The sequence below is a fragment of the Pararoseomonas baculiformis genome (assembly GCF_017813395.1).
Taxonomy (GTDB): domain Bacteria; phylum Pseudomonadota; class Alphaproteobacteria; order Acetobacterales; family Acetobacteraceae; genus Roseomonas; species Roseomonas baculiformis.
In genome coordinates, this window is the sequence record NZ_JAGIZB010000008.1 from 157364 (window position 1) to 182253 (window position 24890).

Here is a 24890-nt window from a genome sequence, read left to right on the forward strand (position 1 = left end):
GGGATGACAGGGCGCAGGGCGGCGGCCCTCACGCCATCGGGTTGGCTTCCGGCATGGCCAGCGCGCGCTCAAGCGCCCGGGCGCCGCGAAGGCAGAGATCGTCCCGGCCCTGCGCCGCCACGATCTGCACGGCGCGCGGCATGCCCTCGGCGTCCAACCCGGCGGCCAGCGCGATGGCCGGCTGGCGCGTCAGGTTCTGCGTGAAGGTCCAGGGCGCCCAGTCCCGCCACAGCGCCTCGGTGGGCCGGATGGTGGGTTGGTCCGCTGCGAAGGCCGCCGTAGGCGTCGCGGCGGTGAGAATGAGGTCGTAGCGCAGGTGGAAAAGGCCCATCCGGTGCGCCGCCTCCACCCGCATCGCATCGGCGGCCAGGAAGTCGATGGCCGAGAGCCCGCCCTCGCGCCGCGCCACATCGGCCAGGCCATCATCGAGGTCGGAGCGCTTCTCCTCCGGCGTGGCGGCCACCAGCTTGGCCAGGGCCACGCCCCAGACCCGCCCGAAGATCTGGCGCGTATCGGGCAGTTCGGGATCGGTCTCCTCCACCAGCGCGCCCTCGGCGCGCAGCGTGTCGGCGGCGCGCTGCAGCGCGGCCTCGCCATCGGCGTCCAGCGGCGGCTCATAGCCCCAGCGGCGCACGAGCGCGACGCGCATGCCGCGCACACCTTCCTCGATACCCATCCGCCACTCGCGCGGGTCATCGGGCAAGCAGAGCGGGTCGCGCGCATCGGCCCGGGCGATAGCGTTCATCATCAGCGCGGCATCCCGCACCGTGCGGGTCATCGGCCCGGCGCAGGCCACGGCGGAAAAGGCGCCATGCGGCCATTGCGGCACGCGCCCATAGCTCGGCTTGTAGCCGACGATGCCGCAATAGGCGGCGGGGATGCGGATGGAGCCGCCCGCATCCGTTCCGATATGCAAGGCCCCGAAGGCTGCCGCCGCCGCCGCCCCGGCGCCGGAGGAGGACCCACCGGTGGTGCGCTGGAAATCCCAGGGGTTGCGGGTAATGCCGTGCAGCGGGCAGTCGCCCGGCGTCTTCCAGCCGAACTCCGTGGTGGTGGTCTTGCCGATGATGACGGCACCGGCCGCCTTCAGCCCGAGCACGGCGGGCGCGTCCTCGCCTTGCGGGCGCGGGTCGGTGGTGCGGCTGCCCCGGCGCGTGGGGAAGCCGGCCATGTGCAGCAGGTCCTTCACCGTGCAGGGCACGCCGTCCAGCGGGCCCAGGGGGCGCCCGGCCATCCAGCGCGCCTCGCTCTCCCCGGCTTGGCGTAGGGCGTGGGGGTTCATCACCGCAAAGGCGTTCACCGCCGGGTTATGGCGCGCCACCCGCTCCATCACCGCCTTCAAGGCCTCCACGGGGCTCAGGGCACGGCGGGAATAAAGGGCGAGCAGCGTTTCCGCGTTCATCAGCGCGGGATCAATGGCGGGCATCTGGAACCTGGAATGGGAGGGGCAGTGGCGATCTTGGGGCGCCAGGATGGACCCAGCGGGCCGGCGAAGGAACCCCGGCTCCTAATGCCCCGCCGCCAGCCGGTCCCGGGTTTCGGCAACCAGTGACCGGCTCATCTCCTCCAGCCCCGCCACGGCGGCCAGGCGCGGCGCGGCCGCCTCGGCCTCGGTTTCGGAAAGGATCACGGGGAGCAGCCCCGTCGCGCTGCAAAGCCCCGCCATCAGGGTGTCCCGCGCCTCCGGGATCTCGCCTTCGAGCAGAACCGCCCGCAGCCGGGCGCGGGTGGCGTTCATCGCACTGCCATCGGCCTTCGGGTAGCGCCGGTCCGGCAGCAGCAGCAGGCGGCGCCCCTTGTCCAGGCGCAGGACCCCGCGCTGCACCAGCCGGTCCAACAGGGCTTGGCGAAGCGAGGCGCCCTGGGGGGCGAGATGGCCCATCCACCACCGGCTGTCCTGGCCCTCAGGGCCGGCGGAGACACGGGCCAGGATGCCGTCCAGCACGGGATCGCCGGTCGGGGCCGAATTCTCGACGAAAAGCCGGTCGATATCGCTGTCCAGCCGCCCCGCAAGGGCGAGCTCCATCAGCACCGCCCCGACCAGGGCCAGGGAGACGGCTTGGTCGGGCACGCCAAGCGGGCGGCCCGTCTCGTCATCCAGGGTGAGGAGGACGACCTCCTCGGGCATGGTCAGGGCGATGCTCATGATGGGCGGGAGCATAGCGCCCCGCGCCCCCGGGAAGGAGGGGCCTTCAGGCGGCAGCAATACCTACCCCCTGTGCACCGCCGCTCACTCGGCCGCGAATGCCGCGGCCCCTGACGGTCCCCGGTTCAGGCCCTCGCCGCCAGGGCCGCCGACCAGGGCGACATCACATCGGTGATGCCGGTCGCCACACCCTCCCCGTCCCGCGCGATGAAGTTGGGGCAGGCGAAGTTCACGGGGAGCACGGCGTGCTCCACCACCTCCAGTTCGCCATCCTCCGCCAGCCCGTCCAGCACATCCGGCCCCAGGCGCCGGTCGGCAGTCACGGAATCGGGGCCGGAAACATCGATGCGGGGCATATGCGCCGCCTCTTCGGGGCCCATGCCGAAATCCAGCTGGAAGGCGAGCATCTGGCACACGCTGGCCAGGATGCGCCGCCCGCCCGAGGCACCGCCGGCCAGGATCGGGCGCGTCTCCTCCCCCACCCGCGTCACCACGACGGGGCTCATGTTGCACAGGGGGCGGGCACCGGGGCGGATGGCGTTGGCGCTGCCGGGCTGCGGGTCGAACCACATCATCCCGTTGTTCATCAGCACGCCCGTGCGGGGCAGCACCACGCGGCTGCCCATGGAGGAAAGCAGCGTGGTGGTGACCGAAACCATCATCCCGTCCTTGTCGCAGACCGTCAGATGCGTGGTGCAGGTTTCCGCGGCTTCCTTGGCGCCGGTTTCGGCTCCGAGCCCCGCCAGGCGGTCGGCATAGGCCCGGCGCATCGCAGCGGCGAGGCCGCGGTACCAGCCCGCGCCAGCCCCGCCACCGACGGAGACGCCGTCCATCGCGGCCACCACCGCCGCCATGGTCGGGGCGGCCGTCAGCCCGCCCGCCGTGTGGATGGTGTGGGTGCCGCGCCAGGCAATGGGCATGGCCTCCCGCACCGAGGCATGGCAGCCCGACAGATCCGCCGCGCTGATCACGCCGCCCATCGCCTGGATATCGGCAACGAGATCACCGGCCAGCCCGCCCTCGTAGAAATCCCGCAGCCCGTGCTGGCGCAGCCGCTCCAGCGTCTCGGCGAGGCGTCCCTGGGGCAGGTAGCCCGGCTTGCCCTGGTAGGGCGGGTTGGGCGGCAGGCCATCGGGCAGGTAGATCCGCGCGCTCTCCTCATAGAGGCGCAGCACCTTGGCCGAGGCCGATACCTTCAGCGTGGTGAACCAGTCCTGGGCCAATCCGCGCCGGGCGAGCGCGATGGCAGGCCCCAGCAGCGCGTCCAGCCCCAGGCCGGTGCCGAAGCGCTCCCGCAGCAGGTCGTAGCCCGCGACGGCGGAGGGAATCACGAAGGAGAGCGGGCCGTGGATGTTCACGTCGCCCACCACCTCCGGCCAGGCGAAAAGGTCCTGCTTCCATTTGCCGGTCAGGGGATAGGCGGAGGGGTCCACCCCCGCGGACGCGACCGGGCCGAAATCCACCACCTGGGGCGCCGATCCGGGCCGGTGGACCAGGGCGAAGCCGATGCCGCCCAGCCCGCTGTTCCAAGGCTCGGCCGTGGCCAGGGCGAAGGCGGCGGCGACCGCCGCATCCGCCGCGTTCCCGCCCGCCTCCAGCACCGCGACTCCCGCCTCGGCCGCGGCGCGGGACTGGGAGGCCACCACACCACCCCGGCCAGACGCGGCCGGCTTCGTTAGCACCCAGTGCTGGCTGGCATGGGGCGGCGGGGCATAGGCGGTGAGTTCGGACATCGGGACACCTGGTTTGACTGCCGCCGGGAGCCTCGCGCCGCGGGGGCACTTCGGCAAGGTCCCGCGGGCGCCGTGGTTTGCCCCCTTGGCCCGCCCCCTTGGCCCGGGGCCTGCGCCCGGCTTATCTGGCCGCCGCTGAGTTCTCAGGAGGAAGACGCCCATGGCCGGTACGACGCAGGGATTGGAGGTTGCCCCGGTCCTCCGGCGCTTCATCGAGGAGGAAGCGATCCCCGGCACGGGCGTCGAGGCCCCGGCCTTCTGGACCGCGATGGAGAAGACCCTGCGCGGGCTGGGCCCGAAGAACGCCGCCCTGCTGGCCGAGCGCGACGCGCTGCAGGCGAAGATCGATGCCTGGCACCGCGCCAACCCCGCGCGCCCGGTGGACCGCGCCGCCTACGAGGCCTTCTTGCGCGAGATCGGCTACCTTCTGGACCCGCCGGCGCCCTTCCAGGTGGAGACGGCGAATGTGGATGACGAGATCGCGCGCCTCGCCGGCCCGCAGCTCGTGGTGCCGGTCAACAACGCCCGCTACGCGCTGAACGCCGCCAATGCGCGCTGGGGCAGCCTCTACGACGCCCTCTACGGCACCGATGCCATCCCGCAGGAGGGCCCGAAGACCCGGGGCTATGATCCCAGGCGCGGCGCCGCCGTGATCGAGCGCGCCCGCGCCGTGCTGGACGGCGCCGCCCCGCTGGAGTCCGGCAGCCATGCCGAGGCGACTGCCTATCGCGTGGAGGGTGGTGCCCTTCGCGTGATGACCGCCGGCGGCCGCTCCACCGGGCTGAAGGATCCCGCGCAGTTCCGCGGCTACAATGGCAGCGAGGCCGAGCCCACCGCCATATTGCTCGCCAAGAACGGCATCCATCTGGAGATCGTCATCGACCGCAGCCACTCGATCGGCAGCACGGACCAGGCGGGGGTTGCGGATCTGGTGCTGGAGGCTGCGCTCTCCACCATCATGGATGCCGAGGACTCCGTCGCGGCGGTGGATGCCGAGGACAAGGTCGGCGTGTATCGCAACTGGCTCGGGCTGATGCGCGGCGACCTCTCCGCCAGCTTTGAGAAGGGCGGGCAGGTGATGGAGCGCCGGATGAACCCGGACCGGCGCTTCAAGGCACCCGATGGTGGCGAACTCGTGCTGCGCGGGCGCTCGCTGATGCTGGTGCGCAATGTCGGCCACCACATGATGACGGATGCTGTCACGCTAGACGGCGCCGAGACGCCCGAGACCATCCTGGACGCCTATGTCACCTCCCTCGTCGCGCTGCATGACCTGCGCGGCAAGCGGCTGAACAGCCGCGCGGGCAGCGTCTATATCGTCAAGCCCAAGATGCATGGCCCGGCCGAGGTGCAGTGGGCCGTCTCCCTCTTCGGCGAGGTGGAGGACGCGCTGGGGCTGCCGCGCAACACGCTGAAGATGGGCATCATGGACGAGGAGCGGCGCACCAGCGTCAACCTCGCCCGCTGCATCGAGGCGGCGAAGTCCCGCGTGTTCTTCATCAACACGGGCTTCCTCGACCGCACCGGAGACGAGATCCACACCTCCATGGAGGCGGGCGCCGTCGTGCGGAAGAACGACATGCGCAAGGCGGCCTGGATCAGCGCCTATGAGGACAACAATGTCGATGTCGGCCTGGCCTGCGGGCTGCTCGGCCATGCGCAGATCGGCAAGGGCATGTGGGCCGCGCCCGATGCCATGGCGGCGATGCTGGAGCAGAAGGTCGGCCATCCCAGGGCAGGCGCCAGCACGGCCTGGGTTCCCTCCCCCACCGGCGCCACGCTGCATGCGCTGCACTACCATCAGGTGGATGTCGCGGCGCGCCAGGCCGAGATCGCCGGGGGCGGCGCACGCGCCCGGCTTTCCGACCTGCTGACCATCCCCCTGGCCGAGAACACGAATTTCTCGCCCGAGGACATCCAGTCCGAGCTGGACAACAACGCCCAGGGCATCCTCGGCTATGTGGTGCGCTGGATCGACCAGGGCGTGGGCTGCTCCAAGGTGCCGGACATCCATGATGTCGGGCTGATGGAGGACCGCGCGACGCTGCGCATCTCCGCCCAGCATATCGCCAACTGGCTCCGCCACGGCATCGTGGACCGGGCGAAGGTGGAGGAAACCATGCGCCGCATGGCCGCCGTGGTGGACAAGCAGAATGCGGGCGACCCGGCCTACACGCCCATGGCGCCGGATTTCGGCGGCGTGGCCTTCAAGGCGGCCTGCGACCTGGTGTTCGAGGGCGCGGCGCAGCCCAACGGCTACACGGAGTTCGTGCTGCATCGCCGGCGGCGGGAAGCCAAGGGAAGCTGATCGCGCATCCGGTCGTCCGGACCGCGATCTCATACGGGGGAAGCGGGCCGGCCGGGAACCGGATCTGAGTGCGGAGCGGGGATGGCCTGCGCTGAACCGCAGGCCCTCCCCGCGAAAGGGACCGGGGTAGGCAGCCCCGCACCGGGACTTCCTTGCCCGTGGCGAGAGCCACAACAAAAAGCCGGCCGCCCCAGGGGGGCGACCGGCCTTGCGGACCCGATAGGGCCAGCGCCTATTTCGGCGCCAGCACCATGATCATCTGCCGGTTCTCAAGGCGCGGCATGGACTCGACCTTCACGGTCTCAGCCATTTCGTTCCGGATGCGCTCCAGAACCTTGGCGCCGAGATCCTGGTGGGCCATCTCGCGGCCGCGGAAGCGCAGGGTGACCTTCACCTTGTCGCCTTCCTCGATGAAGCTCTTCATCTGCCTCATCTTCACTTCGTAGTCATGGTCGTCGATATTCGGACGGACCTTGATTTCCTTGATCTCGACCACCTTCTGTCGCTTGCGCGCCTCGTTGGCCTTCTTCTGCTGCTCATACTTGAACTTGCCGAAGTCGGTGATCTTGCACACCGGCGGCTCGGCGTTCGGGCTGATCTCCAGAAGATCCATGCCGACGTCGTAGGCGCGGGCCAGGGCCTCACGCGCGCTCATCACGCCGATCATCTCGCCGTCCTGGTCGATCAGCCGGACCTGGGGCGCGCGAATCTCCTCGTTCACCCGCGGTCCGTCGCGGGTCGGGAGCGTATTGGGCATTGGGCCTCGGGCCAGGGTAGTCTCCTATCGTGGTGGTAGCGATGCAGTTATGGTGCGGGGCGGCCGCGTCTGCAACCGCCACGCGCTCAGGTCAAGCGGGATTCAGTGAAAACCCGCTTTCGTCATGGTCACGCCGCCACATCGGTGGTGGCGAAGCTGCCCTGCTGGTCGGGCGCCGCCGCCTCAGCCACCAGGCGGGCGACGGCTTCGGCCAGGGGCAGGGTTTCCTGCTCGCGGCCCGGCAGCCGGCGGAGCACGAGGTTGCGCTCCTCGGCCTCACGCCGGCCAACCACGGCCAGGACGGGCACGCGGGCCTCGATATGCTCGGCGACTTTGCGGTTGATCTTCTCGTTCCGGATATCGACCGAAACCGCAAGCCCTGCCGCACGCATGGCCTCGGCCACCTCCTCTGCATAGGGGGCGGCGTCGTCCACGATGCTGGCGACCACGACCTGGGTGGGAGCCAGCCAGAGCGGGAAGCGCCCGGCATGCTCCTCGATCAGTATGCCAAGGAAGCGCTCGAAGCTGCCGAGGATGGCGCGATGCAGCATCACCGGGCGGTGCTTGGCGCCGTCCTCGCCGACATATTCGGCATCCAGCCGCTCCGGCAGGACGAAATCCACCTGCAGCGTGCCGCACTGCCAGTCGCGGCCGATGGCGTCGCGGAGGACGAATTCCAGCTTGGGGCCGTAGAAGGCGCCCTCCCCCGGGTTCAGCTCGAACTCCACGCCGGCCGTTGCACAGGCCTCGCGCAGGGCGCCCTCCGCGCGGTCCCAGGTCTCGTCCGTGCCGGCCCGGGTGGCGGGGCGGTCGCTGAACTTCACGCGGAAGGACTGGAAGCCGAAGTCCCGGTAGATCGAGGAGAGCAGCGCCACGAAGCGCACCGTCTCCGGGGCGATCTGGTCCTCTGTGCAGAAGATGTGCGCGTCGTCCTGGGTGAAGGCGCGGACCCGCATGATGCCGTGCAGCGCGCCCGAGGGCTCGTAGCGGTGGCAGGAACCGAACTCCGCCATGCGCCACGGCAGCTGGCGGTAGCTGCGGATGCCCTGGTTGAAGATCTGCACATGGCAGGGGCAGTTCATCGGCTTGAGCGCGAGCACCCGGTCCTTCTCGGACTCGTCCTCGACGGTGGCGATGAACATGCTCTCCCGGAACTTCTCCCAGTGGCCGGAGGCCTCCCAGAGCTTGCGGTCCAGCAGCTGCGGCGTCTTCACCTCGTCATAGCCCGCGGCGTCCAGGCGGCGGCGCATATAGCCCTCCACCGTCCGGTAGAGGCGCCAGCCCTTCGGGTGCCAGAAGATCGAGCCCGTGGCCTCCTCCTGCAGGTGGAAGAGGTCCATCTCCCGGCCGATCTTGCGGTGGTCGCGCTTCTCCGCCTCCTCCAGCTGGTGGAGATAGGCGTCCAGCTCCTTCTGGTCCCGCCACGCGGTGGCATAGATGCGGGAGAGAACGGGGTTGCGGTGGTCGCCACGCCAATAGGCGCCCGCCACCTTCTGCAGCTTGAAGGCGGAACCGACATCGCCCGTGCCGCGCATATGGGGACCGCGGCAGAGATCGAGCCAGTCGCCCTGCCGGTAGATGCTGATCGTTTCGCTTTCCGGCAGGTCGCGAATCAGCTCCGCCTTGAAGCGCTCGCCCTTTTCCTCGAAGTGGCGGATCGCCTCGTCGCGGGGCCATTCCTCGCGCACGAAGGTGGCGTTGCGGGCGATGATCTCCCGCATCTTCGCCTCGATCGCCGGGAAGTCCTCGGGCGTGAAGGGCTGGTTGCGGTGGAAGTCGTAGTAGAAGCCGTTCTCGATCGCCGGGCCGATTGTCACCTGCGTGCCCGGAAACAGCTCCTGCACCGCCTCGGCAAGCACATGGGCGGCGTCGTGGCGGATCATCCCGAGGGCCTCGGGATCCTTCCGCGTGATGAAGCGCAGCCGCGCGTCATGCGCGATGGGAACGGAAAGATCCCTGAGCGCGCCGTCCACCTCCATGGCCAGCGCCGCCTTGGCAAGGCCGGGGCCGATGGACGCGGCCACGGTAGTGCCCGTCACCGGACCGTCGAAGGATCGAACGGAACCGTCGGGCAGCGTGATCGCGGGCATGGGGGCTTTGAGGCCTTCCTGTGCAGGGGAAACGGGCCGGGAGCGATGGCACCCCCCTCCCCTCAGGTCAAGCGCGGCCTGGGCAGGTCTGCCCCCCGGCTGTCCACTCCGGGCCCGGATTCCGCCACCCGCCCGGGCGCGATTCAGGCGAAGGGATTGCGGACCTCGTCCGTCCGGTCGCCGGTTGTAACCTGCTCGGGAAGGGAATCGCCCTCCGCCTCCAGGGCAGCCACCGTCGCCTGGAGCACGGCAAGAAGGCGGCGGGCGCGGAGAAGGCCGGCACGGTCACGCGTGAGGTCGAGGCTGCCATGGAGCGAGACGCGGTCGAGCCGGTTCTCGACCATCATCCCCCCGATCCGCAGGACCGTGGCTTCCTCGGCAAAGGGCTTGAGCGGCACGGTTTCCTCCTGTCAGCGCCGGCCGAGGACGCGCAGCAGCGCGGCGACCATCACGGCCGCGAAGATCCCGGCCAGGATGAGGGTTGTGCTGACGCCATCCCCGTCGTCCGGGCCGGCGGGCGGCTGGGGCCGCGGGGCCGGGGCGGCATCGGGCAGGTTGTCGCAGCTTCCACGGACATTGCTCGGGCGCGGCTCGGGCAGGGCCATGGCCCGCGCCTTCACGGCGGGGGAAAGCTGGGGAAACACGTCGATCCCGGCAATGTCGCGCAGCTCGTCCAGCGAGACGGCGCGCCAGGCGAGGCCGGGCTCGTTCGGCGCCAGATAGGCCGCGGCCTGGCCCCGGCGGGGCAGGTACACCGCCTTGTAAAGTGAGGTTGGAACGAGGACGCGGCCATTGAGGCGGAGGAGGTTTCCGCCCTCGAAGACCGGGCCGGTGACGACGAAGACCTCGCCCTCCTCCATGGCTAGCTCCCGAACCGTGCTCTCGACCCCCTCCCACAGGCAGCGGTTCATGCCGGGATTCTGCGGGACGATGTTGGCCAGGCTGAAGCTCTCGGCCTGGGCGCTGGGCGTGGGCATGTTGCCCGAGGGCGCCATATGGCCTCGGTCATAGCCGGAGCGGGCATAGTCGGAGAGGCGGGAACGCTCGTCCTCGGGGAGGGCGTCCTCGGCGTGGAAGCGGTCGTCGCGCTCGACCTGGCGGGCGCGCTGGATGCTGGCACGTGTCAGGCGCTCCGCGGCCGCGAGGGGCGTGCGGGAGATGCCGCTGTGAATGACGGCGAAGGCCTCGTAGCAGAGGGTGCGCGTCTGGGCGGCAAGCTGCGGGCGGGTGATGGCCGGGGGTACGCCGCCGGGGTGGTGGGGCCGGCAGTTGGAATCCTGCGCCCCGGCGGGCACGGGCGGAAGGGCAAGAGAAGCGGCCGCGAGCGCGACGGCCGCGGCCGCCACGCGCCCCCACCCCGTCGCACAGGCCGCCCGGCCCTTCCTCCACCGCCTCATCCGTCTCAGTCCCGGAAGACCACGGTGCGGGCGCCGTTGAGCAGGATCCGGTCCTCCAGCTGCCAGAGCAGGGCACGGGAGAGCACGCGGCGCTCGATGTCCCGTCCCTGGCGGACCAGGTCGTCCGGCGTGTCGTTATGGCTGCAGCGCTCCACGTCCTGCTCGATGATGGGGCCCTCATCCAGGTCCGCGGTCACGAAATGGGCGGTCGCGCCGATCAGCTTCACGCCGCGCGCATGGGCCTGGTGATAGGGGCGCGCGCCCTTGAAGCCCGGCAGGAAGGAGTGATGGATATTGATGCAGCGCCCGGCCAGCTTGGCGGCCAGCCCGTCCGAGAGCACCTGCATGTAGCGGGCCAGGATCACCAGCTCCGCCCCGGTCTCGCGGATCACCCGCCAGACCTCGGCCTCCTGCTCCAGCTTGGTCTGCTTGGTGACCGGCAGGTAGTGGAAGGGCACCCCGGTGAAATCCAGGTGCTGGTAAGTCTCGCGCCCGTGGTTGGAGATGATCCCGACGAGATCCATGGGCAGCTCGCCCAGGCGCCAGCGATAGAGGATGTCCGCCAGGCAGTGATCGAATTTTGAAACGAGAACGATCACCTTCCGCCGCTCGGCCCGGTCGCGCAGGGCGAATTGCATGGAGAAGCGGTCGGCCACCGCGTCCAGCCCGGCCCGCAGGGCCGGCACGTCCAGCGCATCCTCCGGGTGGTCCAGCGTGATGCGGGCGAAGAAGCGGCGCGTTTCCACGTCGTCGTATTGCTGGGCCTCACGGATATTACCGCCATGCTCGAAGATGGTGGTGGCCACGGCGGCCACGATGCCCGGGCGGTTCGGGCAGGACAGGGTAAGGACGTGCTCGGGGCGGGGCATGCAGGACTCACGGGATGGCAGCGCGCCGGGACCCGGCACGCGCATCCTGCCCTTGCCACCAAGGGCCGCTTCGGGCCAGCCCCCGGGCCGGGCGCTCAGCCCGTCGCCACGTAGTCGCGCAGCGCGGCCGCCTCGCCCACCGCCGCCTCGATCCGGGCCTTCACCAGATCCCCGATCGAGATGATCCCGTGGAGCTTCCCCCCTTCCAGCACGGGCAGGTGGCGGACGCGGCGATCGGTCATCATCTCAAGCGCCTGCTCGATCGTGGTTTCGGGCGTGACCGTATAGAGGATGCGGGTCATGGCATCCGCGGCGGTCAGGGTCTCGGTCATCCCCTCCTCCTCGGCGAAGACGCGGACGATGTCCCGTTCGGAGATGATGCCCACCGGCGGGGCGTCCCCCTCGCAGACCAGGGCGGCGCCGATACGGTGGCGCACCAGGGTCCGGGCCACCTCCCCCAGCTTCTCGCCGGGCTTCACGTTCACCACCTCCCGGCCCTTGCTCCGCAGGATTGACGCGACGGTCATGGCTGCCTCCACCGGCATAACATGCAGGATGGTGGCAGCCGGCCAGGGGGCGCGGGCAAGCGGAAAGAGTGGCTCTCACAGCGGCGTGAAGGCGCTGCCGAACGGGGCGGCGCTTCACGTCGCCACGGGGTCGGGCTTCTTCGTCTCCGGGCCTGAAAGCTGGGTTCGCACAAGTTCCGCGAAGCGCCCGCCCAGCGCCACCAGCTCGCTGAAACTGCCGCGCTCGACGATCTTGCCATGCTCGAACACCAGGATCTCGTCGGCATCGCGGATGGTGGAGAGGCGATGGGCGATGATGAAGGTGGTGCGCCCGTTCATCAGCACCTGCAGCGCCTTCTGCACCCGCGCCTCCGTGGCCGCGTCCAGGGCGCTGGTCGCCTCGTCCAGAATGAGGATCGGCGGATCCTTCATCAGGGCGCGGGCGATGGACAGGCGCTGCTTCTGCCCGCCGGAAAGGCTCGCTCCGCGCTCCCCCACCCGTGTGTCGTAGCCCTGGGGCTGGCGGATGATGAAGTCATGCGCCTCGGCCATGCGGCAGGCCTGCTCGATTTCCTCCTGCGTCGCATCCGGGCGGCCGATCAGCAGGTTCTCGCGGATGGTTCGGTTGAACAGCATGGCATCCTGGAACACCACGCCGACATTCCGCCGCAGGCTCTCCAGCGAGATGTCCCGGAGGTCATGGCCGTCGATGGTGATCCTGCCATCCACCGGGTCCCACAGGCGCTGCAGCAGCGACATGGCCGTGGACTTGCCCGCGCCGGTCTGACCCACCAGGGCCACGGTCTTCCCGGGCGCCGCCTCGAAGCTCACATCGTTCAGGATCAACCCGCCGCCGGGATAGCCGAAGGCGACATGCTCGAACACCACCTCGCCCTGAGCCCGCGGAAGATCGAGCGCGCCGGGCTTCTCCGGCACGCTGGTACGGGCATCAAGAACGGAGAAGACCTCCCGCAGGCCGGGCACCTGCATCAGCAGCCGGGAAACGAAGCCTACCGCTCCCTCCAGCCGGCCGATCAGCATGGTGGCGAAGCCCATGAAGGTGACGATCTCGCCCACGCTGGCTTGGCCGTTCATGTGCAGCCAGGTACCGAGCATGAAAATGGTGATCACGCTGATCGTGCTCGCGGAACTCGTGAGCACCGACACCACCGCCCACCAGTTCAGCACGGGAAACTGGTGGTCCAGCACCTGCCGCATGATATCGCCGAACAGCTTCGCCTCGGCCGTTATGCGCGTGAAGGATTGCACCACCACCACGTTGGAGAGCGCATCCTGCGCATTGCCGGCCAGGCGGCTCTGGTAATCCTCCACCTTCTCCTGCGCTTCCTGGGTCCGGCTGACCACGAAGGCAGCAACGATGATGAAGACGATCACCAGCGCCAGCAGCACGAGAGCCAGCCGCCAGTTCATGAGGAAGGTCAGGGGCAGCAGCACAAGGCCAGTGATGAAGGTGACAAGGTGCTCGCGGAAGAAGGAAAGCCATATCGCGAAGAGGTGGTCCGTGCCCACCAGCATGATTTTCATCAGCCGGCCGGAAGCCGTGTCCCCGTGAAAGGAGAGCGGCATGGCGAGCACATGCTGGAAATAGCGGTGCATCACGGCCAGCCGGTTGCGGTGCGCCATGCGGTCCGCCAGGAGGCTGACCGCGACATTGGCCGCTATCCCGGTAAGGCCGACCGCCGCCCAGACCACGAGGAGGGAGATGGCCTGGCGCCACACCTCATCCTCGGGCAGCCGGCTCGCGCTGGAGAGCACGTCCACCACACGGCCGAACAGCACAGGCTCAAGGAACTGCAGCCCGGCGAGGGCCAGGGCGGCCAAAGCCAGCCCCATGGCCACCCACTTGTCGGGGGCAAGCAGCCCGAGCACCCGTGCATAGGTCTGCAGAAACCCCATGCCCTTCCGTTCCCCTTCGCAGGCCGCCGAACCCGAACACGGGGCGAACGCCACAGCGCGGGATCGGATGCAGCAGGGAAGGACGGTCGGCTTGCCCTTGCAAGGAGGGCCGAGGCACGGCACCTGTTCCCCCGAACGGCCGCGACTCGAAGAAGGGGATAACCCCGCCTGCGGCACCCTTGAGGAGGATGTCATGACCCTGTCCCGCCGCGCGGCCCTCGCCGCGCCCGCCCTCGCGCTCCTGCCCGGCCTCGCCCGCGCGCAATCCGGGGCCTCCGCCTATCCCACCCGGCCCGTGCGGCTCGTCGTGCCCTTCACCCCGGCCGGGACCACCGATGTGGCGGCGCGGATCATGGCCGAGCGGCTCCAGTCCCGCCTCGGCCAGCCCTTCACGGTGGAGAACCGCCCGGGCGCCGGCGGCAATGTGGGCTCGGACTTCGTCGCGAAGGCGGAGCCGGACGGCTACACGCTGCTGATGCAGACCGTCTCCAGCGGCGCGATCAACTACACGCTCTATGAGGGCCGCATCCCCTACAAGCCGGACGACCTGGTCGAGGTGGGGCTGGTGACGCGAGTGCCGAACGTGATCTTCGTCACCCCTTCCCTGCCCGTGAAGACCCTCCGGGAACTGGTGGCCTATGCGAAGGCCAACCCGAACAAGCTGAATTTCGGTTCCTCGGGCGCCGGCACCTCGCTGCACGTCACGGGCGAGCTGCTGAAGATGGAAGCGGGCGTGCAGATCGCCCATGTTCCCTTCCGCGGCGCCGGCCCCATGATGATCGACGTGATGGCCGGGCGCATCGAGGTAGGGGTGGACAACCTGCCCTCCGCCATCGGCCATATCCGGGACGGGCGCCTGCGAGCCCTGGCCGTAACCACGAAGTCCCGCACCCCGGCCCTGCCCGATGTGCCCACCACCGCCGAGGAAGGTTTCCCCGGCGTGGAGGCCACGGGCTGGTTCGGCATCCAGGCGCCGGCCCGCACCCCCCGCCCCATCGTGGAGAAGCTGGGGGCGGAGATCGACGCTATCCTCAAGGAGCCGGCCACGAAGGCGAAGATCGCCGATCTGGGCGGCATGACCCCCGACCTGACTCCGGATGGCGGCACCTCGCCCGCCGCCTACACCAACTTCGTGCGGGCCGAGATCCGCAAATGGGGTGACGTGGTCCGGAAGTCGGGCGCACAGGTGGAGTAAACCAGATGACGCTAGGACCCATCACGCGGCGCAGCACGCTGCTTGCCCTGCCCGCCCTCGCCGCCCCGGCAACGCTGCGGGCGCAGGGATCCAACTATCCAAGCCGCTCCATCCGCATGGTTGTTCCCTTCCCCGCGGGTGGCGCGACGGACCTGACGGCGCGGGTGGTGTCCGAGCGTCTGGCCACCCTGCTCGGCCAGCCCGTGGTGATCGACAATCGCCCGGGCGCGGGTGGCAACATCGGCAGCGACATGGTCGCGAAGGCCGACCCGGATGGCTACACGCTGCTGACCTGCACCATCGGCACGGCCAGCATCAACCAGTTCCTTTACACGCGCCTGCCCTATGACCCGGCCAAGGACCTGACGAGCATCGCGCTGATCAACGAGGTGGCGAACGTCATCGCCGTCAGCGCGAGCTCCCCGCACCGGACGCTGCAAGACCTCCTGACTGCCGCGAAGGCCAAGCCGGGGGAGCTGAACTACGGGACACCGGGCAACGGGACCTCCGGCCATCTGAGCGGTGAGTACCTGAAGACCAAGACGGGGGTGAACCTCACTCATATCCCCTATCGGGGCACCTCCCAGATCGTCCCCGACCTCCTGGCCGGGCGCGTGGACCTCTCGGTCGACAATCTTCCGAGCTACCTGCCCCATATCAGGGAGGGCCGCCTGCGCGCCCTGGCCGTGACCTCGGCGAACCGCTGGTTCTCCCTTCCGGAGGTGCCGACGGTGCAGGAGGCTGGCGTCTCGGGCTTCGAGGCGGTGGCCTGGTTCGGCTTCCAGGCCCCGGCCCGCACCCCGCGCCCGATCGTCGAGAGGCTGTCGGGGCTCGTGGCCCAGATCCTGGCCGAGCCGGCCGTGGTCGAGCGGTTGCGCGAGATCGGCAGCAACCCGAAGCCCCTCGGCCCGGCCGAGTTCGACCGCTACATCGCCGCCGAGAATGACAAATGGCGCGAGGTGGTGAAGGCGGCCGGGGCAAAGCTCGACTGATCCGGCAGGCGGCGGCCCGGGGAAGCGCCTTTCCCCGGGCCCCGTCTCAGGCGGCTCAGAACTCCGCCTCTACCTCCAGCTCATGGATCGGGGGCTCCGGCTCCTCCTTCGCGGCGGCCACCCACTCCGCCATCGGCGCCCATTCCATCACGGTCCGGGCATAGGCGGCGCAGCCCCCCTCCAGCTTCACGTCATAGGTGAGAAAGCGGGTCACCACGGGGGCGTACATGGCGTCCCCCATGCAGGGGCTCTCCCCGAAAAGCCAGGGACCACCCCAGTTTCCCAGGCAGTCCCGCCAGATGGAGAGGATACGGTCGATATCGGCCCGGGGCCCGGCCCATACCCGGAAGCCCTGCCGATGCGCCCGCAGATTCATCGGCAGGGAGGCCCGGAGCGCCTGGAAGCCCGCATGCATCTCGCCGGAGATGGAGCGGCACCGGGCACGCGCCGCCCGGTCCCGGGGCAATAGCCCTGCCTCGGGGCGGATCTCGTCCAGGTAGCCGGCGATCGCCATCGTGTCCCAGATCCGCAGATCCTCATGCAGCAGGCAGGGGATGCGGATCGAGGATGCCTGGAGGAGCAGTTCCGCCCGTGCCACGGCATCCTCGATGTCCACCCTTTCCACCCGGAAGTCGAGCCCGGCCAGCCGTGCCAGGAGAAAGCCGCGCAGCGACCAGGATGAGTAGTTTCGGCTGCTGATCAGGAGCCGGGCCTGTTCCATCGCGTAAATTCCCCTTGCCGGCGCCATTTCCCGCGGGCGCCCAGGGCTTTGCATGCCAGAACCGTTCCAGCCCTTCCTTGAGCCAGCGCAAGGGACAGAGAGGCTCCCGGCCCGGCAGCTGGAGCCTGGGCGTTGACCCGGACGTGCGAAGTCACCACCATACGGAACCGTGAGCAAACCAGAAGCGTGGTATGGCCGTTCCAATCACATGCGCCTGAACCGACCGTTCCCGACTGCATGATCTACCAGCTCTGGCAGGCGCAGCAGGATATCCAGTTCCCTATCCAGGCCTTCGCGGAAAGCGCTGGCCGGCTTCTGCGGCACTGGGAGCCACTGACGGCCACCTTCCCGCTCGCCGCCCCTCTCCTCCGCAGCGCCAGCGCCACCATGGAAATGGTTGCCCAGGCCCGCACCACCCACACCCGCCCCTCATACGGCTTCACCACCGCCCGGGTGGGAAACCGGGAGGTTGAGGTCACGGAGGAGGTGGTGGACGAGACGCCCTTCGGCAGCCTTCTCCGCTTCGCCAAGGACAGCCCGGTCCAGCAGCCGCGTATCCTGGTGGTCGCGCCGATGTCCGGGCATTTCTCCACCCTGCTGCGCGGCACGGTGGAGGTGCTGCTGCCTGATCACGATGTCTACATCACGGATTGGGTGAACGCCCGGGACATCCCCCTCTCCGCCGGGGAATTCGGCTTCGACGACTTCACGGACCACATCATCCGCTTCCTGGAGGTGATCGGGCCCGGCGGTCATGTCCTTGCCGTCTGCCAGCCCGCGCCCGCCACCCTCGCCGCCGTCTCCATCATGGCGGAGGACCGCAACCGCGCCACCCCCGCCACCATGACGCTGATGGCCGGGCCGATCGACACCCGAGTCAGCCCGACCAAGGTGAACGAGCTGGCGAACTCCAAGCCCATCGGCTGGTTCGAGCGGAACCTGATCGGCACCGTGCCGGCGCGCTATGCCGGCGCCGGGCGCCGGGTCTATCCCGGCGCGGTCCAGCTGCAGGCCTTCATGTCCATGAACATGGACCGGCACCTGAAGGCGCACCGGACCCAGTTCGACAACATCGTCGCCGGCAATACCGAGGCGGCAGAGGCCCACCGGCGCTTCTACGATGAGTATTTCGCGGTCATGGACCTGCCGGCGGAATACTACCTGGAGACCGTGCGCCGCATCTTCCAGGATCATGACCTGCCCCGCGGGGAGCTGATCCATCGGGGCCGGGTTGTCCGCCCCGAGGCCATCCGCCGCACGGCGCTGATGACGGTGGAGGGCGAGCGGGACGATATCTGCGCCGTCGGTCAAACCATGGCCGCGCTGGATCTCTGCCCCAATATCCCCCTGGCCAACCGCCACCACCACCTGCAGACCGGTGCAGGCCATTACGGGGTGTTCAGCGGGCGGCGCTGGAAGAACGAGGTCTATCCCAAGGTGCGCGCCATGATCGAGGCGCATTCCTGAGGCGCCAGGCGGTCCATCCCTCTACCTCAGGTGGGATTGGTGAGCGCAGCCATGGAAAAGGCGGGCCGTCCAGGGGACGACCCGCCTTCACCGATGGGTGCGCTGGTGTCAGCGAGTGTTGGTCGCGTCGCGCACCGCGTCCTTGGCGCCGCCAGCGGCGTTCTGGACCTTGCCCTCGGCGCGCTTGGCCGCGCCCTCGGCCTCCATCTTCTTGTCACCGACCGCCGCGCCAACATTCTCCTTGATGGCGCCGCCAGCCTGCTTGAGGGAACCCTCGACCCGATCCTTGTCGATCGCCATAACCGATCTCCTCTTGTTTAACCTGGATCAAGAACGGTCCGGACGGGCCTTGGGTTGCCCGCCGATACGTGTTGCAACATCACGGAGGGAAACGGGGCCAGATGTGCGGGCGGTATTTCCTTCAGCGCGATCCGGCCGGGCTGGCGCGCTACTATGACCTGCCGGCCGGCAGCCCGCTGCCGAACTTCGCCCCGAACTGGAACATGGCGCCGACCCAGGATGGGGCGGTGCTGCGCCGCCATCCTGAGACGGGCGAGCGGCGGATCGACTTGCTGCGCTGGGGCTTGGTGCCGCGCTGGGCAAAGGACGCGAAGGATGGCGCGCGGCTGATCAATGCGCGGGCGGACGGTGTGGCCGAGAAGCCCTCCTTCCGCGATGCCTTCGCCCGCCGCCGCTGCATCGTGCCCGCGGACGGCTTCTATGAATGGCTCTCCCCCAAGGAGGCGCGGCCAAGGGACCCGAAGCAGCCCTTCGCCGTGGCGCTGGCGAATGGGGAGCCGATGAGCTTCGCCGGCATCTGGGAGGGCTGGAAGGACCCGGAGGGCAACTGGCTCCGGACCTATTCCATCATCACCACCGAGGCGAACCCGAAGCAGGCGCCCCTGCACCACCGCATGCCCGTGATCCTGCCGCGTGAGGCCTGGGCGGCCTGGCTGGGCGAGGAAGCGGCGGAACCGGAGGCGCTGCAGGACCTGCTGCGTCCCTGCCCGCCCGAATGGCTGGCCTGCTGGCCTGTGGACAAGCGGGCGAACAAGGTTTCCGAGAATGACGCGGCGCTGATCCTGCCCGACCGGAGCGTGGGGGCACCGGAAGGGCTGGATGATCCCTCTCCCTATGAGCCCCGATAGGTGGAATAGGACCAGGGCGAGCAGAGCAGCGGCACATGGTAGTGCCCAGATCCCTCGCGCAGCCCGACATTGATCACCACCGTGCCGAGATAACCGGCATCCTCCCCGCGCGCGGCGAAATACCCGCCCACGTCGAAGCGCAGCTCGTAGCGCCCGGGGCGGAACCCTTCTGGGGAAAGCAGTGGCGCGTCGGTCCGGCCATCGGCATTGGTCACGGCCTGGGCGAGCAGCACGGGCACGGGCTCCATGCGCCAGAATTCCAGCGCCATGCCCGCGGCGGGGATGCCATTCGCCGTGTCCAGCACATGGGTGGAAAGGGCGGAGGGCTTCATTCGGCGGCCAGGGCAGGCAGTTCCTGTGGGATCACGCAGGTCAGCTCCTCTTCGGCATAGGTCAGCAGGCTTTCCAGGTGATGGCCGGCATCCTCCAGCCAGAGCCGGCGGGAGATCCCGTCCACCAGGCGCGCGGTGCCGTATTTCATGCCGCTGATCGAGGCGCCGGAAAGCCCCATCGAGGCCACGGAGCCGTAGTTGATCATGTGGATATGCTGCAGGAACGGCGCGGCACCCGGTGATTTCTCCCGCAGCGAGAAGTCCTCCCGCAGATAGGGGCAGGCACCCAGGGCCGCATGCTCCAGGCCCGGCGGCGGCACATAGGCATCGCGCCAGAGGAGCACCTGGTCCGCGAGTCCCGCCAGCTCCGGCCGGAGCGAAAGATCGAAGGCGGTGCCGGTGCCGATGATGACGTGATCCGCCCGATGCTCCCCGTGCGGGGTGGTCACCACCACCTCCCCCGCCTCCTCGCGCAGGTCGAGGACCGGGCTGCCCATGTGAAGCTCGAAGCGTGGGTCCTGGCAGATGCGATCCCAGGATTCCTGCGGCGGCGGCTGGTTCAGGGCGAAGATGTGCTGCATGAAGCGCCAGCGCAGCGCATCCGGCATGGCATAGAGCTGGCCGAGGAAGCCGGACTGCTCCATCCAGCGGAAGGGGTTCACCCGGGGCATCCGGGCACGGCGCACAAGCATGATGCCTCTGCCGGCACCCGCCTCCAGCGCCGTGGCGAGATTGTCGAAGGCCGATGCGCCCGCCCCGACGACCAGCACGCGCTTGCCCGCGAGCGCGGCGAAATCCACGGGGCCGGAGGTGTGGGAGACCCTGGCAGCCGGAAGCCTGTCGAAGGGCGCGGGAACCACCCAGCCGCCCATGCCATCCATTCCGGTGGCCAACACCAGCTTCCGGGCACGCAGCACCACCTCTCCCGCGGCCGTGCCGAAGACCAGCTCCAGCGGGTCCTGCGGACCCGTTCGCCCGATCCGCAGCAGGCGATGGCCATGCGTGACCGGCAATCCGAGGGTCGCCTGAAGCCAGTCCAGATAGGCCTGCCAGTCCACCCGCCCGATCTTGTGCAGCGCCTCCCAGGCTTCCGCTCCATCTCGGGCCGAGAAGAAGGCACGCGGGGTAAGCGCGGGGATGCCGAGATCCGGCCCGGTGACATGCTTGGGCGTCCGCAGCGTCCGCATCCGGGCAAAGGTGGTCCACACCCCCGTGCCGCCCTCTGGGGCGGCATCGAAGACCCGGACATGTTGCACCCTTTCCCGCAGCAGGCCGAAGGCGGTCACCAGCCCGGTCTGCCCCGCGCCGATGATCGCCACGTCGAGAACGTCCTCCCCATGGGACGGAACCCAGGGGTGGCGGGGATAGTCGAGCAGGGCGAGTTGTTGCCTTGCCTCCTCGGCCAGTCGGGAAAGGGCGGTCGGGTCCGGCATGCTGGTTTCCGGGTGTTCGGGTTACGGCCAGGGTCTAGCATGGCCCGTGCCGGGGGCGGCTTGCCCGAAAACGTCATGGGCGGGTTGATCTCGCGGGCTGGCGCGCCGCAAATGCCGGAACCCTACCCGCCGGAAGGACACCGATGAGCGCCAGCACCGCCCCCAACCTGATCGCGGCCGTGGATGAGGCCCGGCAATGGGACCGGCTGATGCAGATGGCCAAACTCGGCGCCATCACCGGCGCCGATGGCGCGCCGGGCGTGAACCGCGCCTGCCTCACCCCGCTGGACCGCGAGGCGCGGCGCCTTCTCATCGACTGGGCGGAAGGCCTGGGCCTTTCGGTTTCGGCCGATGAGATCGGCAACCTCTTTCTCCGGCACGAGGGCACGGATCCCGGCGCAGCCCCGGTGATGACGGGCAGCCATATGGACACCCAGCCGAATGGCGGCCGCTTCGACGGTATCTGGGGCGTGATCGCGGGGCTGGAGGCGGTGCAGGCCATCCGCGAGGCCGGCATCGCCACCCAGCGCCCGATCGAGATCGTGGCCTGGACGAATGAGGAGGGCGGCCGCTTCGCCCCGGGCTGCATGGGGAGCATGGCCTATGCCCATTACAAGCCCTCCAACAGCTGGGATGCCGTGACGGATCCCGAGGGCATTTCCTTCCGTCAGGCCCTGGACGAGCATCTGAAAGCCGAGGCCGACATCGCGCGCCGCCCCCTAGGCGGGAAGCCCTTCGCCTATGTGGAGGCCCATATCGAGCAGGGCCCGCGGCTGGAAGTGGAAGGCAAGGATATCGGCGTGGTCACCGGCATCCAGGGCAGCCGCTGGTTCCTCGTGGAATTGCGCGGCGAGACGGCCCATGCCGGCACCGCCCCCCTCTCCCTCCGCAAGGACGCGGTGCAGGACATGATCCGCGCGGTGACCGCGCTGAACGCGTTGATGACCGACCCGACGGATGTGCTGCGCTTCACCGTCGGCCGCATCGAGGTCCTGCCCAATACCTCCAACACCGTGGCCGATATCGTGCGCTTCACAATCGATTTCCGCCACCCGGACAAGGACATGCTGATCGCCAATGGCGACGCGATCGAACCGACGATCCGCAGCGCCATCAAGGGCTGCGAGGTGACGGTGACCGAGCGCTTCCACGCCCTGCCCGTGGAGTTCGACGGTCTGGTGACCGATGCGGTGGAGGATGCGGCCGCCGCCCAGGGTCTCTCCAGCATCCGCCTGCCGAGCGGCGCCTTCCACGACGCGCAGTTCATGGTGCCGATCTGCCCCACCGGCATGATCTTCGTGCCCTGCCGGAACGGCGTGAGCCACAATCCGGCCGAGTATTCGGAACCCGGTCAGCTGGCGGCGGGCGCGCGGGTACTGGCCGCGACCCTGGCCAAGCTGGCCAACAGCTAGGTGGCGGGGCGGCTGCCGCCCCGCCATCCGATCCTCTTAAGTAGATGTCCTGACTTGGCCGCAGCAAGCGGTCGCAGGCAGAGGGGTGGCGCGTGGCGACAGCGTGTCGCCCCGGCCTGCCGAAAGCAGCGTGATGATATCAGACTTCGCAAAGGCCGTTCGGGGCTCCCTCGCCGCGGCTGAGCGCCTCCGTTCGCGGAAGCTGCTCGACCATGAGGAGCGCGTCGGTCGGCTTTGCGGCGTCCTCGGCGGCCTGCTCGGGCTGGAGGCAGGGCATGTGGAGGTGCTGGCCTTCACCGCCAGCCTGCATGACATCGGCAAGCTGGTGATCCCTGAATCCGTCCTCTCCAAGCCAGGCCGGCTCGACGAGGAGGAATGGCGGATCATGCGCCGGCATTCCGCCTTCGGGGCGGAGATCCTGCGGGAATCCGGCGATCCCGTCGGGATGCTCGCGGCCGACATCGCGCTGCAGCACCATGAGTGCTGGGACGGATCCGGCTATCCCGACGGGCTGCGCGGAACGGGCATCCTGCGGGAGGCCCGGATCGCCGGGATCTGCGACGTGTATGACGCGATCCGGGAGGAGCGCCCCTACAAGGCGCCGGTCTGCCACGAGCAGGCCATGCGCCTCATCCTTGAGGGCGATGCGAACGGGCGGACGCTGCCCGCGAAATTCGATCCTGAACTCCTGGGCGTGTTCGCGGCCCATTCCGAGGTCTTCCGCAGGACCTACGAAGCCGGGCGAAGCTGATACCAAGGGCGGGCTGGCGGGAGACGGACGGCGCCGGCCTCCGGGAGCGGAGAGGCACCGGCGGCGTCCCGTGCCCGTCAGGCGCGGAGGGAATCCCGCTCCCTCATGGCCGCGATTTCCGCGCGCAAGGCCGCGATCTGCTCGGCCACGGGATCGGGGATACCCGGTGCGATCCCATAACCCGCCGTGGGATCCGTGCAGGGGCGGCCCGGTGGCCGGGCGGGGATGCCCACCACCGTCACCCCGTCAGGCACGGCATCGACGCAGACGGCGTTCGCCCCCACGCGCGCGTGGCGCCCGATGCGGATCGGCCCCAGCACCTGCGCCCCGGCGCCGATGATCACGCCATCTTCCAGCGTGGGGTGCCGCTTGCCGGGCTGCGTGGTCAGGCCGCCCAGGGTCACGCCGTGATAGATCAGCACGTCGTCGCCGATCTCCGCCGTCTCCCCGATCACGACGCCCATGCCGTGGTCAATAAAGAGCCGCCTTCCGATCCGCGCGCCCGGATGGATCTCGATGCCCGTCAGGAAGCGGGAGAAATGGGAGACGCAGCGTGCCGGCGCGCGGAAACCCGCGCGCCAGAGCCGGTTGGCAAGGCGATGCCAGATGACGGCGTGCAGTCCCGCATAACAGAGGATGGACTCGGCGAAGGTCGGCTGCGCCGGATCCCGTGCCCTGATGCTGCGCGCGATATCCAGCGTTTCGCGGAACATGCGGGAAGGTCAGGCCAGCCAGGACGGAACGGGCAGGTTCCGCTCGCGCAGGAAATCCGGGTTGAAAAGCTTGGACTGGTAGCGCGCCCCGCCATCGCAAAGCACCGTCACCACCCTGTGCCCGGGCCCCAGATCCCTGGCCACGCGGATCGCCGCGGCGACATTCAACCCGGCCGAGCCGCCAACGCTCAGCCCCTCCTCCTTCAGAAGGGAAAAGCACTGCTCCAGCGCCTCCGCATCGGAGATGCGGACGGCGTCGTCGATCGGCGCGCCCTCCAGCACGCCGGGCACCTTGCTGGCCTGGCCAATGCCCTCGGTGATGGAATTCCCCTCGGCGGAGACGGTGCCGTTCTTGACCCAGGAATAGAGGCCAGAGCCATGCGGATCGGCCAGCACGATCTTCACGCCGGGCTTCTTCGCCTTGAGCGCGCGAGCCGTGCCATGCAGCGTGCCGCCCGTGCCGCAGGAGCAGGTGAAGGCATCGATCTTCCCGCCCGTCTGCTCCCAGATCTCAACGCCCGTGGTCATCTCATGCGCCGTGGCATTGGCGCTGTTGCCGAACTGATTCGCCCAGACCGCGCCCATCTCCTCCGCCAAGCGGCGGGAATAGTTCACGTAGTGGTTCGGATCGGCCAGCGGCTTCGGGTCCACCAGCCGCAGGTCGGCGCCGATCATGCGCAGGAAGTCCAGCTTCTCCTGGCTCTGCGTGCGCGGCACAACGATGACCGACTTCCAGCCCCGCGCATTGGCCGCGAGCGCCAGCCCGATCCCGGTGTTTCCCGCCGTCCCCTCCACCACCGTCCCGGGCTGGAACGGGGTGAGGAGGCCCCGCTTCACCGCCTCCCCGAGAATCCCGATGGCCGCGCGGTCCTTCACGCTGCCGCCGGGATTCATGAACTCGGCCTTGCCGAGGATCTCGCAGCCCGTTTCCTCGGAGGCGCGGCGGAGCCGGATGAGCGGCGTATTGCCCACCGCGTCCCAGAAGTCGGTTGCGATCACGGTT

General features: G+C 69.3%; 23 protein-coding genes. 7 read left to right on the top strand and 16 right to left on the bottom strand.

The features are described 5' to 3' along the window. Positions 1-28 precede the first annotated feature (28 nt). From J8J14_RS10500 to J8J14_RS10510, 3 genes are all read right to left on the bottom strand, one after another. Positions 29-1426 (bottom strand): amidase, encoded by a 1398-nt coding sequence (locus J8J14_RS10500; protein ID WP_209379451.1) that lies wholly within the window; start codon positions 1424-1426, stop codon positions 29-31. A gap of 81 nt (positions 1427-1507) precedes the next feature. Beyond that, a complete protein-coding gene (locus J8J14_RS10505) occupies positions 1508-2161 on the bottom strand; it encodes a GOLPH3/VPS74 family protein (protein WP_209379452.1) in 654 nt (217 codons plus the stop codon). Positions 2162-2271: 110 nt separating this feature from the next. After that, positions 2272-3879, bottom strand: a complete 1608-nt coding sequence (locus tag J8J14_RS10510) for a gamma-glutamyltransferase (RefSeq protein WP_209379453.1) — start codon at positions 3877-3879, stop codon at positions 2272-2274. Between the two features lie 160 nt (positions 3880-4039). On the opposite strand from J8J14_RS10510, the gene J8J14_RS10515 reads away from it, so the two are divergent. Then, entirely contained in the window at positions 4040-6187 is a 2148-nt protein-coding gene (locus tag J8J14_RS10515; RefSeq protein ID WP_209379454.1) for a malate synthase G, read from the top strand. Positions 6188-6419: 232 nt separating this feature from the next. On the opposite strand, the gene infC is transcribed toward J8J14_RS10515, so the two are convergent. From infC to J8J14_RS10550, 7 genes are all read right to left on the bottom strand, one after another. Then, a complete protein-coding gene (gene infC / locus J8J14_RS10520; protein ID WP_209379455.1) occupies positions 6420-6944 on the bottom strand; it encodes a translation initiation factor IF-3 in 525 nt (174 codons plus the stop codon). 128 nt (positions 6945-7072) lie between these two features. Beyond that, entirely contained in the window at positions 7073-9034 is a 1962-nt protein-coding gene (thrS, locus tag J8J14_RS10525) for a threonine--tRNA ligase (RefSeq protein WP_209379456.1), read from the bottom strand. Positions 9035-9177: 143 nt separating this feature from the next. Then, a complete protein-coding gene (locus J8J14_RS10530; RefSeq protein WP_209379457.1) occupies positions 9178-9432 on the bottom strand; it encodes a hypothetical protein in 255 nt (84 codons plus the stop codon). A gap of 12 nt (positions 9433-9444) precedes the next feature. Then, positions 9445-10380 (bottom strand): DNA/RNA non-specific endonuclease, encoded by a 936-nt coding sequence (locus J8J14_RS10535; protein WP_209379458.1) that lies wholly within the window; start codon positions 10378-10380, stop codon positions 9445-9447. A 56-nt stretch (positions 10381-10436) separates the two neighbouring features. Next, a complete protein-coding gene (gene purU, locus J8J14_RS10540; protein ID WP_209379459.1) occupies positions 10437-11300 on the bottom strand; it encodes a formyltetrahydrofolate deformylase in 864 nt (287 codons plus the stop codon). A 95-nt stretch (positions 11301-11395) separates the two neighbouring features. Continuing rightward, complete coding sequence (locus tag J8J14_RS10545; RefSeq protein ID WP_209379460.1) at positions 11396-11827, bottom strand: CBS domain-containing protein; 432 nt, start codon at positions 11825-11827, stop codon at positions 11396-11398. A 114-nt stretch (positions 11828-11941) separates the two neighbouring features. Continuing rightward, entirely contained in the window at positions 11942-13723 is a 1782-nt protein-coding gene (locus J8J14_RS10550; protein WP_209379461.1) for a glucan ABC transporter ATP-binding protein/ permease, read from the bottom strand. 193 nt (positions 13724-13916) lie between these two features. Here J8J14_RS10550 and J8J14_RS10555 point away from each other — a divergent pair, with 193 nt between their 5' ends. Next, positions 13917-14918 carry a Bug family tripartite tricarboxylate transporter substrate binding protein gene (locus tag J8J14_RS10555; RefSeq protein WP_209379462.1) on the top strand — a complete coding sequence of 334 codons (1002 nt, stop codon included), beginning with the start codon at positions 13917-13919 and terminating at the stop codon, positions 14916-14918. A gap of 5 nt (positions 14919-14923) precedes the next feature. Then, positions 14924-15910: a Bug family tripartite tricarboxylate transporter substrate binding protein gene (locus tag J8J14_RS10560; RefSeq protein WP_209379463.1), complete on the top strand. Its 987-nt coding sequence runs from the start codon at positions 14924-14926 to the stop codon at positions 15908-15910. A 55-nt stretch (positions 15911-15965) separates the two neighbouring features. Here the strand turns inward: J8J14_RS10560 and J8J14_RS10565 are convergent, their stop codons facing one another. Continuing rightward, complete coding sequence (locus tag J8J14_RS10565) at positions 15966-16631, bottom strand: glutathione S-transferase (protein WP_209379464.1); 666 nt, start codon at positions 16629-16631, stop codon at positions 15966-15968. 237 nt (positions 16632-16868) lie between these two features. Here J8J14_RS10565 and J8J14_RS10570 point away from each other — a divergent pair, with 237 nt between their 5' ends. Then, positions 16869-18098, top strand: coding sequence for a polyhydroxyalkanoate depolymerase (locus J8J14_RS10570; protein WP_209379465.1), 1230 nt, complete (start codon positions 16869-16871; stop codon positions 18096-18098). A gap of 108 nt (positions 18099-18206) precedes the next feature. Here J8J14_RS10570 and J8J14_RS10575 read toward each other — a convergent pair whose 3' ends face one another. Continuing rightward, entirely contained in the window at positions 18207-18398 is a 192-nt protein-coding gene (locus J8J14_RS10575; protein WP_245215637.1) for a CsbD family protein, read from the bottom strand. A gap of 101 nt (positions 18399-18499) precedes the next feature. On the opposite strand from J8J14_RS10575, the gene J8J14_RS10580 reads away from it, so the two are divergent. After that, positions 18500-19246: an SOS response-associated peptidase gene (locus tag J8J14_RS10580; RefSeq protein WP_209379466.1), complete on the top strand. Its 747-nt coding sequence runs from the start codon at positions 18500-18502 to the stop codon at positions 19244-19246. Here the strand turns inward: J8J14_RS10580 and uraH are convergent. Together uraH and J8J14_RS10590 are read right to left on the bottom strand one after the other, a co-directional pair. Then, positions 19231-19578: a hydroxyisourate hydrolase gene (uraH, locus tag J8J14_RS10585; RefSeq protein WP_209379467.1), complete on the bottom strand. Its 348-nt coding sequence runs from the start codon at positions 19576-19578 to the stop codon at positions 19231-19233. The two genes, J8J14_RS10580 and uraH, sit on opposite strands and share 16 nt — an antisense overlap. Further along, positions 19575-21011 (bottom strand): SidA/IucD/PvdA family monooxygenase, encoded by a 1437-nt coding sequence (locus J8J14_RS10590; RefSeq protein WP_209379468.1) that lies wholly within the window; start codon positions 21009-21011, stop codon positions 19575-19577. The genes uraH and J8J14_RS10590 overlap by 4 nt, the downstream gene beginning before the upstream one ends. A gap of 143 nt (positions 21012-21154) precedes the next feature. On the opposite strand from J8J14_RS10590, the gene J8J14_RS10595 reads away from it, so the two are divergent. Beyond that, the gene (locus J8J14_RS10595) at positions 21155-22423 is read left to right on the top strand and encodes a M20 family metallo-hydrolase (RefSeq protein ID WP_209379469.1); all 1269 of its coding nucleotides are present in this window, start codon (positions 21155-21157) and stop codon (positions 22421-22423) included. Between the two features lie 133 nt (positions 22424-22556). Next, positions 22557-23174: an HD-GYP domain-containing protein gene (locus J8J14_RS10600; protein ID WP_245215654.1), complete on the top strand. Its 618-nt coding sequence runs from the start codon at positions 22557-22559 to the stop codon at positions 23172-23174. 77 nt (positions 23175-23251) lie between these two features. Here J8J14_RS10600 and cysE read toward each other — a convergent pair whose 3' ends face one another. Continuing rightward, positions 23252-23887 (bottom strand): serine O-acetyltransferase, encoded by a 636-nt coding sequence (gene cysE, locus J8J14_RS10605; RefSeq protein ID WP_209379471.1) that lies wholly within the window; start codon positions 23885-23887, stop codon positions 23252-23254. Positions 23888-23896: 9 nt separating this feature from the next. Beyond that, entirely contained in the window at positions 23897-24886 is a 990-nt protein-coding gene (locus tag J8J14_RS10610; protein WP_209379472.1) for a cysteine synthase A, read from the bottom strand. Positions 24887-24890 lie beyond the last annotated feature (4 nt).

Excerpts from the sequence above, each read along its gene's own strand:
- J8J14_RS10500 (WP_209379451.1), bottom strand. The coding sequence starts at position 1,426 with ATGCCCGCCATTGATCCCGCGCTGATGAACGCGGAAACGCTGCTCGCC.
- J8J14_RS10505 (WP_209379452.1), bottom strand. The coding sequence starts at position 2,161 with ATGCTCCCGCCCATCATGAGCATCGCCCTGACCATGCCCGAGGAGGTC.
- J8J14_RS10510 (WP_209379453.1), bottom strand. The coding sequence starts at position 3,879 with ATGTCCGAACTCACCGCCTATGCCCCGCCGCCCCATGCCAGCCAGCAC.
- J8J14_RS10515 (WP_209379454.1), top strand. The coding sequence starts at position 4,040 with ATGGCCGGTACGACGCAGGGATTGGAGGTTGCCCCGGTCCTCCGGCGC.
- infC (WP_209379455.1), bottom strand. The coding sequence starts at position 6,944 with ATGCCCAATACGCTCCCGACCCGCGACGGACCGCGGGTGAACGAGGAG.
- thrS (WP_209379456.1), bottom strand. The coding sequence starts at position 9,034 with ATGCCCGCGATCACGCTGCCCGACGGTTCCGTTCGATCCTTCGACGGT.
- purU (WP_209379459.1), bottom strand. The coding sequence starts at position 11,300 with ATGCCCCGCCCCGAGCACGTCCTTACCCTGTCCTGCCCGAACCGCCCG.
- J8J14_RS10545 (WP_209379460.1), bottom strand. The coding sequence starts at position 11,827 with ATGACCGTCGCGTCAATCCTGCGGAGCAAGGGCCGGGAGGTGGTGAAC.
- J8J14_RS10550 (WP_209379461.1), bottom strand. The coding sequence starts at position 13,723 with ATGGGGTTTCTGCAGACCTATGCACGGGTGCTCGGGCTGCTTGCCCCC.
- J8J14_RS10555 (WP_209379462.1), top strand. The coding sequence starts at position 13,917 with ATGACCCTGTCCCGCCGCGCGGCCCTCGCCGCGCCCGCCCTCGCGCTC.
- J8J14_RS10560 (WP_209379463.1), top strand. The coding sequence starts at position 14,924 with ATGACGCTAGGACCCATCACGCGGCGCAGCACGCTGCTTGCCCTGCCC.
- J8J14_RS10565 (WP_209379464.1), bottom strand. The coding sequence starts at position 16,631 with ATGGAACAGGCCCGGCTCCTGATCAGCAGCCGAAACTACTCATCCTGG.
- J8J14_RS10570 (WP_209379465.1), top strand. The coding sequence starts at position 16,869 with ATGATCTACCAGCTCTGGCAGGCGCAGCAGGATATCCAGTTCCCTATC.
- J8J14_RS10575 (WP_245215637.1), bottom strand. The coding sequence starts at position 18,398 with ATGGCGATCGACAAGGATCGGGTCGAGGGTTCCCTCAAGCAGGCTGGC.
- J8J14_RS10580 (WP_209379466.1), top strand. The coding sequence starts at position 18,500 with ATGTGCGGGCGGTATTTCCTTCAGCGCGATCCGGCCGGGCTGGCGCGC.
- uraH (WP_209379467.1), bottom strand. The coding sequence starts at position 19,578 with ATGAAGCCCTCCGCCCTTTCCACCCATGTGCTGGACACGGCGAATGGC.
- J8J14_RS10590 (WP_209379468.1), bottom strand. The coding sequence starts at position 21,011 with ATGCCGGACCCGACCGCCCTTTCCCGACTGGCCGAGGAGGCAAGGCAA.
- J8J14_RS10595 (WP_209379469.1), top strand. The coding sequence starts at position 21,155 with ATGAGCGCCAGCACCGCCCCCAACCTGATCGCGGCCGTGGATGAGGCC.
- J8J14_RS10600 (WP_245215654.1), top strand. The coding sequence starts at position 22,557 with ATGATATCAGACTTCGCAAAGGCCGTTCGGGGCTCCCTCGCCGCGGCT.
- cysE (WP_209379471.1), bottom strand. The coding sequence starts at position 23,887 with ATGTTCCGCGAAACGCTGGATATCGCGCGCAGCATCAGGGCACGGGAT.